General features: G+C 67.1%; 13 protein-coding genes and 1 pseudogene. 6 read left to right on the top strand and 8 right to left on the bottom strand.

Annotation, left to right across the window (positions count from 1 at the left end; all coding sequences use genetic code 11):
• Nucleotides 1–46: 46 nt before the first annotated feature.
• Nucleotides 47–1,438 (bottom strand): maltokinase N-terminal cap-like domain-containing protein, encoded by a 1,392-nt coding sequence (locus PV766_RS00840; protein ID WP_129977138.1) that lies wholly within the window; start codon nucleotides 1,436–1,438, stop codon nucleotides 47–49.
• Nucleotides 1,438–3,261, bottom strand: coding sequence for a maltose alpha-D-glucosyltransferase (treS, locus tag PV766_RS00835; RefSeq protein ID WP_129977137.1), 1,824 nt, complete (start codon nucleotides 3,259–3,261; stop codon nucleotides 1,438–1,440). Before treS ends, PV766_RS00840 begins: the two co-directional genes overlap by 1 nt.
• A gap of 125 nt (nucleotides 3,262–3,386) precedes the next feature.
• On the opposite strand from treS, the gene PV766_RS00830 reads away from it, so the two are divergent.
• Entirely contained in the window at nucleotides 3,387–4,571 is a 1,185-nt protein-coding gene (locus PV766_RS00830; protein ID WP_207213545.1) for an acyl-CoA dehydrogenase family protein, read from the top strand.
• A 184-nt stretch (nucleotides 4,572–4,755) separates the two neighbouring features.
• Nucleotides 4,756–5,382 (top strand): GAF and ANTAR domain-containing protein, encoded by a 627-nt coding sequence (locus PV766_RS00825; RefSeq protein WP_016934134.1) that lies wholly within the window; start codon nucleotides 4,756–4,758, stop codon nucleotides 5,380–5,382.
• A gap of 5 nt (nucleotides 5,383–5,387) precedes the next feature.
• On the opposite strand, the gene PV766_RS00820 is transcribed toward PV766_RS00825, so the two are convergent.
• Nucleotides 5,388–5,849, bottom strand: coding sequence for a PPOX class F420-dependent oxidoreductase (locus PV766_RS00820; RefSeq protein WP_129977136.1), 462 nt, complete (start codon nucleotides 5,847–5,849; stop codon nucleotides 5,388–5,390).
• Between the two features lie 23 nt (nucleotides 5,850–5,872).
• Nucleotides 5,873–6,277 carry an SRPBCC family protein gene (locus tag PV766_RS00815; RefSeq protein WP_129977135.1) on the bottom strand — a complete coding sequence of 135 codons (405 nt, stop codon included), beginning with the start codon at nucleotides 6,275–6,277 and terminating at the stop codon, nucleotides 5,873–5,875.
• Between the two features lie 236 nt (nucleotides 6,278–6,513).
• Between PV766_RS00815 and PV766_RS00810 the strand changes: the two genes are divergently transcribed.
• Both PV766_RS00810 and PV766_RS00805 read left to right on the top strand, forming a co-directional pair.
• Nucleotides 6,514–7,611, top strand: coding sequence for a 3-deoxy-7-phosphoheptulonate synthase (locus tag PV766_RS00810; protein ID WP_064064791.1), 1,098 nt, complete (start codon nucleotides 6,514–6,516; stop codon nucleotides 7,609–7,611).
• A gap of 88 nt (nucleotides 7,612–7,699) precedes the next feature.
• Complete coding sequence (locus PV766_RS00805; protein ID WP_129977133.1) at nucleotides 7,700–8,584, top strand: glycosyltransferase family 2 protein; 885 nt, start codon at nucleotides 7,700–7,702, stop codon at nucleotides 8,582–8,584.
• Nucleotides 8,585–8,690: 106 nt separating this feature from the next.
• Here the strand turns inward: PV766_RS00805 and thpD are convergent, their stop codons facing one another.
• From thpD to PV766_RS00790, 3 genes are all read right to left on the bottom strand, one after another.
• Complete coding sequence (thpD, locus tag PV766_RS00800; protein WP_421096238.1) at nucleotides 8,691–9,581, bottom strand: ectoine hydroxylase; 891 nt, start codon at nucleotides 9,579–9,581, stop codon at nucleotides 8,691–8,693.
• Nucleotides 9,582–9,774: 193 nt separating this feature from the next.
• The gene (locus PV766_RS00795) at nucleotides 9,775–10,779 is read right to left on the bottom strand and encodes an AraC family transcriptional regulator (protein WP_421096237.1); all 1,005 of its coding nucleotides are present in this window, start codon (nucleotides 10,777–10,779) and stop codon (nucleotides 9,775–9,777) included.
• Nucleotides 10,780–11,973: a pyridoxal phosphate-dependent aminotransferase gene (locus PV766_RS00790; RefSeq protein WP_129977131.1), complete on the bottom strand. Its 1,194-nt coding sequence runs from the start codon at nucleotides 11,971–11,973 to the stop codon at nucleotides 10,780–10,782.
• Between the two features lie 114 nt (nucleotides 11,974–12,087).
• On the opposite strand from PV766_RS00790, the gene PV766_RS00785 reads away from it, so the two are divergent.
• Complete coding sequence (locus tag PV766_RS00785; protein WP_255162849.1) at nucleotides 12,088–12,684, top strand: carboxymuconolactone decarboxylase family protein; 597 nt, start codon at nucleotides 12,088–12,090, stop codon at nucleotides 12,682–12,684.
• A gap of 21 nt (nucleotides 12,685–12,705) precedes the next feature.
• Here the strand turns inward: PV766_RS00785 and sigJ are convergent.
• Nucleotides 12,706–13,613: pseudogene (gene sigJ / locus PV766_RS00780) on the bottom strand (RNA polymerase sigma factor SigJ); the annotation flags it as partial.
• Between the two features lie 104 nt (nucleotides 13,614–13,717).
• On the opposite strand from sigJ, the gene PV766_RS00775 reads away from it, so the two are divergent.
• Nucleotides 13,718–14,356: a GyrI-like domain-containing protein gene (locus PV766_RS00775; protein ID WP_421096236.1), complete on the top strand. Its 639-nt coding sequence runs from the start codon at nucleotides 13,718–13,720 to the stop codon at nucleotides 14,354–14,356.
• The last annotated feature ends 2 nt before the right edge of the window (nucleotides 14,357–14,358 follow it).

Genomic DNA, 14,358 nt, shown 5'->3' with positions numbered 1-14,358 from the left:
CCACGGCATCTCTCCCCTTCCTGCATTCCCGGCGTTCGGGCGGCGGTCAGCCGGTGGTGAGGCGACGGATCGCCTCGAGCGGCAGGTGCAACCACGAGGGACGGTGCCGCGCCTCGTAGACCACTTCGTAGACCGCCTTGTCGAGCTCGTACCCGCGCAACAGGACGTCGGCGTCCCGCGGATCCGTTCCCGAGGCGGCCGCGTAACCGTCGCAGAAGGCGGCGCAATTGCGTTCGGCCCATTCCCGTGCCCGGAACTCCCGCTGCGACTCCACCGCCGTGCCCTGTTCGGATTCGCGGACCGAATGATGCGCGGCGTAATCGAACGACCGCAGCATCCCCGCCACGTCCCGGAACGGGCTGTCGGGCTTGCGGCGCTCCTCGAGGGACTTCGCCGGCTCCCCTTCGAAGTCGATGAGCAGCCAGCGCTCGGGGGTGCGCAACACCTGACCGAGGTGCAGGTCGCCGTGGATGCGGTGCACCGGAATCTGCCCCAGCGCCGCGACCTCCTCGAATCGTGCGCGGATCGCCTCGGTGAGGTCGGCGAGCTCGGGGACCTCGGCCGTCGCACCCTCGAGCCGGTGGAGCATGCCCTCGGCCAGTTCGGAGGCGGCGCGCTCGTCGGTGCCGAGCGCGGAGCCGAGGTGGGCGTGCACATCCGCGACCGCCGCACCGATGCGGTGGGATTCGCCGGCGAAGTCGGTGCCCACCTCGTCGGCACGCAGGTCCCCTTCGATGAGCAGATCCCGGACGCTGCCGAGCGCCATCGACCAGCCGTCTGCCGAATTCGCCGCGAAGTCCTGCACCATCGCCAGCGTGGTGCGGACCCCGTCGACCTCCGCGTCGATCCACGCCCGGATCGGTGCGATCGACCGGCAACCGTCCTCGCCCAGTGCGAGCGGCAGCTCGACGTCCGGGTTGATACCGAGCGTCACGCGCCGGAACATCTTGAGCAGCAACTTCTCTCCGAGGACCACGGAGGTGTTGGACTGTTCCGCGCTCAGCGCGCGGCCCCGCAGTCCCTGTTCGATGACCGAACCCGGCACGTTGTGGAGATCCACCGGACCGGCGGGGGTGCCGCTCGCCAGACTGCGGGAGTACCGGTCGAGGATCTCCTGATCGCGAAGGCCGTCGTAGACGTGCAGGCCGTGGTCGTGGGAGTCGTCGGGACCGACCACGCTCCACGACTGCAGTTCCTCGGGGAGATGGGAACGGAAACCCAGCGGCACCTGGTAGATCTGGTCCGCCGTCGACTCGAACGAGACCTTCACGAGCAGATGGTCGGCCCCGAAACCGGGTTCCTCGACGAGCGGATGGCGCAGGACGACGCTGATCCCGGTGATGGTGTGACCCTTGGCCGCGAACCATCGCTGGTGTGGCATCCACTCGCGCAGGTCCTCGACGAGCCGCTCGTCCGGATAGAGTTCGGTGTTGGTCATCACGGTTGTACCGCCGCTTCCGCTTCGCTGCTCACCGGGTGCTCGCCCGGCCCCTCCTTCGACGGATCGGGCTGCAGGGCGAACCAGAAGAATCCGTGACCGGGCAGGGTGATCATGTAACCCTCCTCCGTGATCGGCGGGAACGGAACGGAACCGGTCAACTCCACCGGGATCCACCCGGCGAAGCGCGACAGGTCCAGCACGACCGCCTGGGGATAACGCGACAAGTTGTTCACGCACAGGATGACGTCGCTGTAATTGCGTTCCGGGCTCGGCGACATCTCGCGCAGATAGGACAGGATCGCGGGGTTGGCGCTGCCGAGTTCGGTGAACGAGGCCTTGCCGAAGGCCGGATGCTGCTTGCGGACCTGGATCATCCGCCGCGTCCAGTGCAGCAGAGAGTTCGTCGAATTCATCTGCGATTCGACGTTCACCGCCTGGTATCCGTAAGTGGGATCCATGATGACCGGCAGATACAGCCGCGCCGGGTCGGCGCGCGAGAATCCGGCATTGCGGTCGGGAGTCCACTGCATCGGGGTCCGCACCGCGTCGCGGTCGCCGAGCCAGATGTTGTCGCCCATGCCGATCTCGTCGCCGTAGTACAGGACGGGGGAGCCGGGCAGGCTCAGCAGCAGAGCGGTGAAGAGTTCGAGCTGGTTCCGGTCGTTCTCGAGCAACGGAGCCAGACGACGGCGGATCCCGATGTTGGCGCGCATCCGCGGATCGGTGACGTACTCGGCGTACATGTAGTCGCGTTCTTCGTCCGTCACCATCTCAAGGGTCAGCTCGTCGTGGTTGCGGAGGAAGATGCCCCACTGGGCGGTCTTCGGGATCGGCGGGGTCTGGGCGAGGATCTCGGAGATCGGGAAACGATTCTGCCGCCGCACCGCCATGAAGATGCGCGGCATCAGCGGGAAATGGAAGGCCATGTGGCACTCGTCGCCGATCTCGGGTTCGCCGAAGTACTCGACGACGTCGGTGGGCCACTGGTTCGCCTCGGCGAGCATCACCCGACCGGGATACTCGGCGTCGATCACCGAGCGGCACTTCTTCAGGAAGGCGTGCGTCTCGGGGAGGTTCTCGCAGTTGGTCCCTTCCCGTTCGAAGAGATAGGGGACCGCGTCGAGCCGGAACCCGTCGATGCCGAGATCGAGCCAGAAACGCAGGACGTCGAGCATCGCGTCCTGCACCTCGGGGTTGTCGTAGTTCAGGTCGGGTTGATGCGAGAAGAACCGGTGCCAGTAGTACTGCTTGCGCACCGGATCCCACGTCCAGTTGGACGTCTCGGTGTCGACGAAGATGATGCGGGCTTCCTGGTACCGGTCGTCGACGTCCGACCACACGTAGAAGTCGCCGTACGGCCCGTCGGGGTCGCTCCGCGATTCCTGGAACCATGCGTGCGTGTCGGAGGTGTGGTTCATGACGAGGTCGGTGATGACGCGGATGCCGCGCTTGTGCGCCTCGTCGAGGAAGAGCACGAAATCTTCGACCGTGCCGAATTCCGGTAGCACAGCACGGAAGTCGCGGATGTCGTAACCGCCGTCCCGGAGCGGCGAATCGTAGAAGGGCGGCAGCCAGATGCAGTCGGCACCGAGCCACGCGATGTAGTCGAGCTTTTCGGTCAGGCCCCGCAGGTCGCCGGTGCCGTCGTTGTTCGAGTCGTTGAAAGCGCGGGCGAGGACCTCGTAGAAGACCGCGGTCTTGAACCAGTCCGGGTCGACGGGCAGGCTGCGCGCGTGGGCGAAGTCCTCGGCCCGGCTCTCGACGAGATGACCGTCTTCGGTGTGTTCGTATTCCGGCACTCGGTCGGAAGGATCCGGCATGGCACCTCCGTGCTCGTCGCGTCGCAGGATGGACTCGCCCCAGAATGCCCCGGCGGGCGGGTTTCCACACCCGGAGCGGACGGAACGCTCTGTGGGTGGACGTGTGTGCCGATACATTGGCGGGCATGACTGGGAACCGGCCCCGAGGACGGGTGGCCGAGCTGTGCACCCGCATGCGTTCGTTCATCGACGACGAGGTGATTCCTCTCGAACCGGTCCTGAGCCGACACGACGACACGGCCGCCGAGGCCCTCACCGGCCTGAAGGCCGGGGCGAAGGAGCTGGGGTTGTGGGCTCTGGGGCATCCCGCGGAGATGGGCGGTGGCGGGGTTTCCTTCCTCGACTTCGTCTACCTCAACGAGATCATCGGCCGCTCCGAGTACGGACAACTCGCGGTCGGGTCGGTGTCCATGCAGGACGCACTGATGATCCAGCGACACGGCACCGCCGAACAACGCGAGCGCTGGATCCCGGGTCTCGTCTCCGGCGACATCCTGCCCTCCGTCGGCATGACCGAGCCCGAAGTGGCGGGTTCCGACCCGGTACTCGTGCAGACCACCGCGCGGCTCGAGAACGGTGAATGGGTGATCGACGGGCACAAGTGGTTCACCACCGGTGCCGCGCAGGCCGGGTACTGCACGGTCTTCGCCCGGACCGAACCCGAGTCGACGCCGCTGCACCGCAGTATCAGCGCGATCATCGTGCCCATCGACACGCCCGGACTCGAGATCGTCCGTGCGATCCCCACGATGGGGCACGACCCGAGCGATCACTACGAGGTGCGGTACACCGGTGTGCGGGTTCCCGAGGAGAGCGTGCTCGGCGAACGCGGCAACGGTTTCGTCGTCGCGCAGGACCGGCTCGGGCCGGGGCGCATCTTCCACTGCATGCGCTGGCTCGGTCAGGCGCAACGAGCCTTCGAACTCATGTGTGCCCGCGCCGACGCCCGTTTCGCCCACGGGTCGCTGCTCGCCGAGAAAGGTGAGATCCAGCGCTACATCGCCGAATCCGCCGCCGACATCCAGGCGGCCAGGCTGATGACCCTGGACGCCGCGCGGGTCATGGACTCGGGAGAGGACGCCCGCGTCCGGATCGGGCTCGCCAAGTTCCGCGGCGCGCAGATGCTGCACGATGTGGTCGACCGTGCGATCCAGGTGCACGGGGCGCTCGGCCTCACCGCCGACACCCCGCTCGAAGGGATGTACCGCCGGGCGCGCTACGCCCGCATCTACGACGGCCCCGACGAGGTGCACCGGATGTCCACGGCACGACGGATCCTGCGCGAGCCGGAACGGGTGCCGTGGCGGTAGGCCTTCCGGACGCGTCCGGTGGGTGAGGGGGCGACGTACCTCTCGTGCTAGGGACTTTCGGCGTTCCGACGCGTCGATGCAAGTATGTGGCGTGGCATTGGGGGAGACCGGCAACGCAGAGCGGACGAACGGAGATTCGTCCGAAGGGCGATTGCGTTGTCGGATAGACGATGTGGCGCGCAGAATGCGAATCGAATGTGCCTGTCTCGACGACACCCTGCGCGTGATCACCGCGGCGGCCGTCGACCTGATCCCGGGTGCCGAGCAGGCCGGCATAGCGTTGCGTACGTCCGGTCTCCGCTTCGATTCCCGTGCTGCGACCGGGCTGTTCCCGAGGCGAATCGACGCACTGCAGCAGGAATCGGGCGAGGGACCCTGCGTGGAGTCGATGCGGGAGCGGGCAACGGTGCTCGTACCCGACATGCGACGCGAGAGGCGTTGGCCTGCTTTCTCTTCCGAATCATCGGCCGTCGGTGTCGGATCAGTGCTGGTGCTGTGCCTGTACACCGACGACGTCCACGGTGCCCTGCACGTGCACAGTTCTCGTGAGGGAGCGTTCGACGCTCGCAGCATCGATGTGGGCACGAGCCTGGCGACCCACGCAGCGCTCGCGGTGATCGCCTCCCGCCGGGAGGATCAGTTGCGCACCGCTCTCGCGTCACGCGATGTCATCGGCCAGGCCAAGGGCATGCTCATGGAGCGTTTCGCGGTGGACGCCGACAATGCCTTCGCCTTGCTCCGGAAGCTCTCCCAGGAACGCAACGTGCCCCTGCGCAGGATCGCGGGGCACGTGGTCGACGCGGGGCGGTGAACTGCCTACGGCAGCTCGGGTGGGAACCCTCCCGTGGCCACCGGACCCCAGCGGGCCGGGGTGATCCGGATCAGCGACTTGCCCTGATCGCGCATCGCCTGCCGGTACTCGTCCCAGTCCGAATGCTCACCGGCGATGTTGCGGAAGTACTCGACGAACGGTTCGACGTCGTCCCGGGCGTCGATCACCTCCGCGGTTCCGTCGATCTGTACCCACGCGTCGTTCCAGTCGTCCGACAGCACGACGACGCCGACCTCGGGACGGATACGGGCGTTGCGGGTCTTGGCACGCTGCGGGTAGGTCGCGATCACGATGCGTCCGCTGTCGTCGACGCCACCGGTGACGGGGGAAGCCTGCGGAGTGCCGTCGTCGCGCTGCGTCATCAGGATCATCCGGTGCCGGGGCCGGACGAAATCCAGCAACTCCCGGATTCCGACCGGGGTGTTCGTGGCGATCTTGCGAGCCATGCACGTTCTCCTGTTCCGAAGAGTTACGACTCGAGGAGCGCCGCGAGTCGCGCGAGGTCTTCTTCCACCATGCCTGTGTCGCGGTCGAACTCGTCGTCGGTCAGTTCGATCTGGCGGACGGTGAATACGATCTCGGCGCCGTCCGGATGGGGGAGCACCCGCATGGGGTTGTGCACGCTCGTCCCCGACGGCAGCGTCACCTCGTGGTCGAGCACCCCGTAGTCGTTGGCGCCGACGAACCGCACGGTGACTTCGCCCATCGGGGACTCCGCGACGAGGGTGTCGCCGACGCGCCGCACCTCGCTGCGGGCCAGACCGGCGGCCCACTTCGGCAGGTTGTCGGGATCCGCGGCGAACTCGTAGACCCGGCGGGGTGCACACCGGACGACACGAGCGACATGTCGGCTGCGGACGACTGGCTTGCTCATGCTCACAACACTAGAAGGTCCGGGGACGTGGCCGGTTCGACATGGGCTTCGGCTCTCCTGGTACAGTACGGAGTCATGCAGCGTGCATATTTCTGGTTTAGCAGGCCGGCCCGGGGTGGGTCGGTCGGCGTGACCACGCGCTGACTTCTCCACCTACGAGCCGGATCCAGACCGGCTCGTCGGAATCGCAGGTTCTCTCGGGTCGGAATCCGAACCACCGAGAACAGGAACCATCGATGAGCCCCACCACCGGAACCGCGACCACCGGAATCTCCACGTCGAATCTCGACGAACAGCGCACCGTCAAGGTCAGCCCTCTCGTCGCGCCCTCCGAGATCCGTGCCGAGTACGCACCTGACGCCGTCGTTGCAGCAACCGTCCGCTCGGGCCGCGCAGGCACCGTCGACATCCTGAACGGCACCGACGACCGTCTCGTCGTCGTGGTCGGTCCCTGCTCCGTGCACGACCCCGCCGCCGCGATGGATTACGCGCGCCGTCTGGCCGCCAAGGCCGAGGAGCTGCGCGACGACCTGCACGTCGTGATGCGGGTGTACTTCGAGAAGCCGCGCACCACCCTCGGATGGAAGGGCCTGCTCAACGACCCGCACCTCGACGGCACCTTCGACATCAACACCGGCCTGCGCATCGGCCGCAAGCTGCTGCTCGACGTCTCCGGCCTCGGGTTGCCCGTCGGATGCGAGTTCCTCGACCCGATCCTCCCGCAGTACTACGCCGACCTGGTCACCTACGGAGCCATCGGTGCCCGCACCGCCGCGAGCCAGGTCCACCGCCAGCTGTGCAGTGCGCTGTCCATGCCCGTCGGTATCAAGAACTCCACCGAAGGCGACGTGCAGGTCGCGGTCGACGGCACCCGGGCCGCGGCGGCGAGCCACGTCTTCCCCGGCACCGACCTCGATGGCCAGGCCGCGCTGATCGAGACCGTCGGCAACCCCGACTGCCACGTCATCCTGCGCGGCGGCAGCGCGGGCCCGAACTACGACGCCGAGACCGTCGCCGACACGATGGCCAGGCTGCGCAAGGCGGGATTGCCCGAGCGTGTCGTCATCGACGCCAGCCACGGCAACAGCCGGAAGGACCACAACAAGCAGGTCGACGTCGTCACCGATGTCGCGGAGCGGATCGAGGCCGGCGAGAAGGGCATCGTCGGCCTGATGCTCGAGAGCTTCATCGAGTCGGGTCGCCAGGACCTGACTCTCGGGGAGGCCGACAAGCTCGACTACGGCAGGTCGATCACCGATGCGTGCATCGACTGGGACACCACCGCGGTGCAACTCGACCGTCTCGCGCAGGCGGTGCGTACCCGCCGCGGCTGAATCTTCTCCGTCCGCGGCCGGAAGGACCGGCGGAGTCGTCTGCGATGACGACTCCGCCGGTCGCCGCCCCGTCGGGTACCGTCGCCCCATGGCTACGAACAGGTTGTCGATCGTCGTGCCGGCCCACAACGAGGAACGCTATATCGGACAGTGTCTGGCGGCACTGCTCGCGCAGCGGTCGGAGATACACGAAATCCTGGTGGTGGACAACAATTCCACCGACCGCACCGCGCAGATCATCGATGCCGTCGCCGCCGGCGACCCGCTCGTCCGCCGGATCGTCGAGGAGCGGCCGGGTGTCGCATTCGCGCGCAATGCCGGATTCGATGCGGCGACAGGGGATCTCATCGGACGAATCGACGCGGACACGCGGGTTCGCCCGGAGTGGGCACGTACCGTTCGCACCTTCTTCGCGCGCGAAGACACTGCGGCAGTGGGAGCGATCAGCGGGTTGAACAACTCGTACGATTCTCCCTACCGGGCGCTCAAGAAGTGGTACGTCGGCAAGCGGGTGGCCCAGGGAACGTTCGGTGGGGAACGGCGGATCGACAATCTGCACGGCGCGAACATGGCGCTGCGACGATCCGCATGGGAGCAGGTCCGGGACGTCGTCAGTACGGACCCGAGGATCCACGAGGATCTGGATCTCGCGCTGTGCCTGCGCAAGGCGGACATCGAGATCGCCCAGTTGACCGACCTGTACGTCGATCTGTCGCCGCGCCGGGCCTACACACCGCCGCGTGAGTACGCGGCCTACATTCGATCGGGAATCGACACCTTCGAACTGCACGGCCGCCTGACGCCGGAGATTCTCGGGCTCATCCGTCTGCAGTCACGTCTCCACGTCCTCGTGTATGCGGCATACCGGCCCTACGATCCCGACCTGGGCAGATTCACCCTCCGACGAGCGATCTTCGGCTCCGGTGGACGCGCCATGCCGATCGACGTGAAAAGGCGCGAGGCCTCCATGTGATCAGGCCCCGTGTGACGAGGTCTCCGTGCGCCGGTTGCGGCCGGGACGCTGCAGGACGGCCCGGCCAACCGGCGGCGGCCTCACCCCGGTGGTGTGTTCACCCGGGTCACCGCAGAGGCGTGAAGTCGCGGCTGCCGAGATAGGACGGCCGCGGTTTCGATGCGGCGAACGGTTCGACGAGCGTGTTCTCGACGCTGTTGAACACGACGAACAGATTCGAGCGCGGGAACGGTGTGATGTTTCCGTTGGAACCGTGCATACAGTTCGAATCGAAGACCGTCGCCGACCCGGCCGGGCCTGTGAAGGTCGCGATACCGTGCTCGGCCGCCAGGCGGGTGAGGGTGTCCTCGTCGGGCGAACCCGTCTGCGGAACGTGGGTGACCAGCGACTCCCGGTAGTAGTCGTCGGGTGTCTCACCGGCGCAGGAGACGTACGTCCTGTGCGAACCCGGCATGATCATCAGACCGCCGTTGTAGCCGTAATTCTCGGTGAGGGCTATCGAGATACTCAGAGCGCGCGGCTTGGGCATGCCGTCCTCTGCGTGCCACGTCTCGAAGTCCGAATGCCAGTAGAAGGGTCCGCCGCGGAAGCCGGGCTTGACGTTGAGCCGCGACTGGTGGACGTACACGTCGGATCCCAGCAGTTGCCGTGCGATTCCGGCGATCTCGGGCCTGCGGACGATGGAGTCCACGAGATCGCTGAGCCGGTGCACGTCGAAGACCGAGCGGACGTCGCCGCTGCCCTGTTCGCGGACCACGCGGTCGTCGTCACCGAGCTCGCGGCCGAGGCGCGAAGTCTCCTCCAGAAGGTTCCCGACGTCGTGCGCGGCGAGAAGTCCTTCGGCGGTGTGGAATCCGCGGCGGTCGTATTCGACCACTGCCTTCGCGTCGAGCGGTCCGTCGGCTGCCGAACCCCAGACGACGGGATCCTTCCTCTCGACGGACTCACAGGCGGTGCGACCGCGGGTCGGATAGTCGTCGCGAACGATCGTGCGCATAGCTCGTAGATCACCCTCTCGACAGTCGATGACGGTTCACCTCCGACGTTCCCACTGAAAATGCGCGAATGCAAGCCCGGCACCGGCCTGGGCCCCTCTCCGATCCACGACCGAAAACTGCTGGTCCGATCGAGTTTCGATCCGCGACTGTGCGGGTATCCGGTCGCACTGCCTCGGTCGGCGTCCGCCACCGTCAGCGGTGTTCGCGGTATGAGCGAGGGGTATTTCCCGTCCATCTCTTGAATGCCCGCCGGAAGGCGCTCGGCTCGGAGAAACCGAGCCGGGAAGACAGGTCGTCGACCGCTTCGCCGCGTCTCAGCCCGGCGATCGCGAGGTCGCGGAGAACCTCCTCGCGCAACTGCCCCAGCGACGTGCCCTCCTGACGGAGCAGACGTCGTAGGTGGGGAGCGCTCACCGCGAGCCTGCCGGCGATGTCCTCGGCGGTCGCCGTCCGTCCCTCGATGCCCGACTCGAATATCCGCCGCACCTGGGTCGAGACCGTCGATTCGTAATCACGTTCGGACAGAATGAGGTTCGGAGAATCCCGCAGATACTCCTCGAGTGATTCCTCCGTCTGCACGAGTGGGGATTTCAGTGCGGCGTTGTCGATCTGGAGCGCGGCGCGTCCGGCGCCGAAGGTCACCGGCACGCCGAAGATCGCGTCGTAACTGCGGGCCAGGACGGGATCGGGTTCGGTGTACGGCAGGAACACCGATTCGAGGGGGACGCGGCCTCCCACCAGCCACGCCGCGAAACGGTGCAGCAGCATGAGCAGGAAATCGACCACCACACGGGTCTTGTCGTCCACGACCTCCGGCAGTTCCACCTCCAGGAAGGTGGTGGACCCGCCCGGGGTGAGGCTCAGTTGCGGCAGGGAACCGAGGACGTGGTTGACCTCGATCATCCGCCGCAGGGCGCGGTCGAGATCGGGCCGGTGGATGAGGGTCAGGCACATCACCCGGAAGGTGCCGCGAGGCACGGGTGCCGCTGCGATGCCGAAGAGTTCGTCGTCGGTGATCTGCCAGACCAGCTGGGTGAAGCGACTGACCTGCGCCGGTGTGAGGCGCGCATGGGGATGGGTGAGCACCGCACGGCTGATGCGCGCCGCGTCGAGAGCGGGCTGCAGATCGATGCCCTCCTCGGCTCCCACCCGTACCGCTCGCGAGACGAAGTCGGACGGAATGGTCGGACGCAACATCTAGCGCGCCTCCTGCAATCCGTTCAGGCGTGCCACCGCTTCGGTGAGCACCTCGTCCCGCTTGCAGAACGCGAAGCGCACCAGGTGATTCCACGAGGCGGTATCGTCCACGAAGACACTCACCGGCACAGCGGCCACCCCGATCCGCCCGGGAAGTTCCCGGCAGAAGGCGACCGCATCCGACCTGCCGACAGATGTCAGATCGGCGCACACGAAATACGTTCCGGCGGAGTCGAACACCTGCAATCCGGCATCGGAGAGCGCACGCGACAGGAAGGTTCGTTTGCGCTCCAGGTCGTCGCGCATCGACGTGATCCACTCCTGCTCGTGCGTCAGCGCGTGCGCCACCGCGGGTTGGAAGGGCGCCCCTCCGACGAACGTCATGAACTGCTTCGCGGCACGTACCCCGTCGATCAGTTCGCGCGGGCCGATCGCCCACCCGATCTTCCAGCCCGTGACGTTGAACGTCTTGGCGGCACTCGAGACCGTGACCGTTCGTCCGGCCATGCCCGGCAACGACGCGAGAGGAATGTGCGCGCGACCGTCGAAGACGAGATGTTCGTACACCTCGTCGGACAGCACCAGCAGGTCGCGTTCGCAGGCCAACTCGGCGAGAGCGGTCAGCGCCTCACGGTCGTAGACGGTGCCGGTGGGATTGTGCGGGCTGTTGACGACCAGCATCCGGGTCCGGTCGGTGACGGCGTCGCGTAGGGCGTCGACGTCGAGCACGAAACCGTTCCCGGAACGGGTCAGCGGCACGGTACGCCGCGTCGCCCCGGCGAGAGCCACCGCGGCGGCATACGAGTCGTAGTACGGCTCCGTGAGCAGCACCTCCTCGCCGGGCTCGACGAGTCCGAGGATGGCGGCGCTGATCGCTTCGGTGGCGCCGACGGTGACGAGTACCTCGGAGCCGGGGTCGTGGTGGAGGCCGTATCGCGCGGCGCGGTCGGCGGCGACGGCCTCGCGCAGCACGGGCATGCCGGACCCCGGCGGGTACTGGTTGACGCCTTCGGCGATAGCGCGACGGGCGATCTCGAGCATCGCGGGCGGACCGTCGACGTCGGGAAAGCCCTGCCCGAGGTTGATCGCGCCGTGCCGTACGGCGAGTTCGGTCATCTCGGCGAAGATCGTCGAGGCGAACGGTCGTAACCGGGAGACCGTACGAACCCGTCCCGAAGTCGTCGAATCAACCATTCCTGCAGCGTAGCGCCCGAGGTGTCACATCCGTGCGGCCTGCCTCGTCTCCATGGTGTAGACCACCTCGGATCCGACGGAAGGCTCCGTCGGTCGTATCGGAAGGACATTGTCATGGCACGACTCGAAGCCGTCGCTCCCGACCGCGCGGGCCCGACGACCCGTGCGATGTATGCGTTCGCCCGCCGCAGGTTCGGTTCGGTACCCGAACCCTTCGCGGTGACGGCGCACCATCCGAGGCTGATGCGTACGAGCGGAGTCCACGAGATGCTCGCTCAACGCGCCTCCACCGTCCTGCCCGCCGCGGTCCGGGAGATCGCGGTCTATCGCGTGGCGTGGACCGTCGGATGCTCGTGGTGCATCGATTTCGGCACGATGGTGCAGCGACTGGACGGACTCGACACCGAACGCCTCGCCTACATCGCCGAGTACCGGACCTCCGATCTCTACAGCGACGACGAGAAGGCTGCGATCGCCTACGCCGACGCGATGACCGGCGACGTGGCGACGGAGGTCACCGACGAACAGGTCGCCGACCTCGAGCGTCGTTTCGGGCCGGCGGGCGTCGTCGAACTCACCTATCAGATCGCGCTCGAGAACATGCGTGCGCGCATGAACTCGGCTCTGGGCATCCACGATCAGGGTTTCAGCACGGACGCCTGCCGCGTCCCGTGGGCCGAACCGCGCACCGGTGAGACCGGGAGCGCTTGACGACTGATCGAAGATGCTGTCGTCCAGGAGGATTCCGCGCCTGAGCTTCTCGGGATCCGCCATGTCGTAGGCAGCCCGGATCCGTCCGTCCCGCACGGTCCACGCCGTCACGCGTGGGAAAGCCCGGCCGACCGTCCTCGGCCGGGCGACCGCGGTTCAGCAGACCCGACTCGCCGTTCACGAGGACCGGTTCGAACGCCGTCAACGCCTCGGCGCCGTGGAGCCGCGGCAACTCCAGGATGAAACGCGCCACCCTTCTCGGCGCCGACCACGACGTTCGGTGCCGTGCGGGTCGTGCCCCCGGCGTCCCCGATCATGCGGGCATCGGGATGGAGCGCGGTGACGACGGCATCGAGGTCGGCGCCGGCGACGGCCGCGACGAGCCGCACGACGGCCTCCTCGTGTTCGGCCGGCGAACTCGGCGGCGGAACGGACGACACCGTCCGGCGGGCGCGGGAGGCCAGCCGGCGGGCGGTCGGGGTGGCGACGCCGAGGGTGCGGGCGATGTCGTCGAAGGGGATGCCGTACGCGTCGTGGAGGACGAACGCCACGCGCTGCGCCGGGGTCAGGTTGTCGAGCACGACGAGGGCGGCCAGACGGTTGTCCTCGTCGCGCACGATCTCGTCGAGCGGATCCGGGGGAACGGAGGAACCGAAGGGCGCCACGATCGGCTCGGGCAACCACTGGCCCACACACGTCTCGCGGCGCACCGCGGCCGAGCGCAGTCTGTCGAGACACAATCGCCCCACGACCGTCGTCAGCCACGCACGCAGGTCGCGCACCTCGGTGGCATCCGCGCCCGCGAGTCGAAGCCATGCGTCCTGTACGGCGTCCTCGGAATCGGCGAGGCTGCCGGTGAGGCGGTACGCCACCGACAGCAGGTGGGTGCGGTTCTCCTCGAACGCCTTCTGGGCGCTCTCGTCGAGCATGAGCACGATGCTAGACGCAATCGGCTGCAGGGCGAAGGCAACGGCGGATCGCGCGTACGGATGCCGCCGGACGCCTATTCTCGTCCTCGAACGGAAGGGGTGCCGTGGACAAATACGACATCGAACGGCAGTACCGCGAGCGGTACACCTGCTCGTCCGAGGATTTCACCGAGGTGCACGTCCCCGAGTTCGGTTATCCGGCCGTGGACGGGACAGGCGCTCCGAACAGTTCCGAGGAGTACGCCGACGCCGTGGAAGCTCTCTACTCGGTGGCATACACCGTCAAGTTCACCTCCGAGAACGAACTCGGCCGTGATTTCGTCGTCGGGCCCCTCGAAGGACTGTGGTGGAGCGAGGACATGACCACCTTCCACACCCGGAACAAAGACCTCTGGTCGTGGCGCATGATGATCGCGCAGCCGACCTGGATCACCGGCGACATGGTGACCGAGGCGATCGTGTCCGCGGGCGGGAAGGCCCGCGCGAAGAAGAAGTCGCTTCCCTCGTTGCCGCGTGTTCGGCCGTTCCGGTTGACGGAGGGCAAGGCGCTGCAGATCCTGCACATCGGACCGTACGACGACGAAGGACTTGTACTGCGGCGCCTGCACACGCAGGTGATGCCGGAGCGAGGCCTGACGTTCGCGGGTGAACACCACGAGATCTACCTGTCCGACCCTCGCCGCGCCGCGCCCGCGAAGTTGAGAACCGTTCTGCGTCGACCTGTCACAGGGATACAGGAGTAATG

This window comes from Rhodococcus sp. As11 (assembly GCF_048957735.1).
Lineage (GTDB): Bacteria > Actinomycetota > Actinomycetes > Mycobacteriales > Mycobacteriaceae > Rhodococcus > Rhodococcus gordoniae.
This window is presented reverse-complemented; position numbering and strand designations above follow the sequence as displayed.

Coding starts and splice junctions, on each gene's coding strand:
- thpD (WP_421096238.1), bottom strand. CDS start 9,581: ATGCGCACGATCGTTCGCGACGACTATCCGACCCGCGGTCGCACCGCC.
- PV766_RS00830 (WP_207213545.1), top strand. CDS start 3,387: ATGACTGGGAACCGGCCCCGAGGACGGGTGGCCGAGCTGTGCACCCGC.
- PV766_RS00820 (WP_129977136.1), bottom strand. CDS start 5,849: ATGGCTCGCAAGATCGCCACGAACACCCCGGTCGGAATCCGGGAGTTG.
- PV766_RS00790 (WP_129977131.1), bottom strand. CDS start 11,973: ATGGTTGATTCGACGACTTCGGGACGGGTTCGTACGGTCTCCCGGTTA.
- PV766_RS00840 (WP_129977138.1), bottom strand. CDS start 1,438: ATGACCAACACCGAACTCTATCCGGACGAGCGGCTCGTCGAGGACCTG.
- PV766_RS00825 (WP_016934134.1), top strand. CDS start 4,756: ATGCGAATCGAATGTGCCTGTCTCGACGACACCCTGCGCGTGATCACC.
- treS (WP_129977137.1), bottom strand. CDS start 3,261: ATGCCGGATCCTTCCGACCGAGTGCCGGAATACGAACACACCGAAGAC.
- PV766_RS00815 (WP_129977135.1), bottom strand. CDS start 6,277: ATGAGCAAGCCAGTCGTCCGCAGCCGACATGTCGCTCGTGTCGTCCGG.
- PV766_RS00785 (WP_255162849.1), top strand. CDS start 12,088: ATGGCACGACTCGAAGCCGTCGCTCCCGACCGCGCGGGCCCGACGACC.
- PV766_RS00810 (WP_064064791.1), top strand. CDS start 6,514: ATGAGCCCCACCACCGGAACCGCGACCACCGGAATCTCCACGTCGAAT.
- PV766_RS00805 (WP_129977133.1), top strand. CDS start 7,700: ATGGCTACGAACAGGTTGTCGATCGTCGTGCCGGCCCACAACGAGGAA.
- PV766_RS00795 (WP_421096237.1), bottom strand. CDS start 10,779: ATGTTGCGTCCGACCATTCCGTCCGACTTCGTCTCGCGAGCGGTACGG.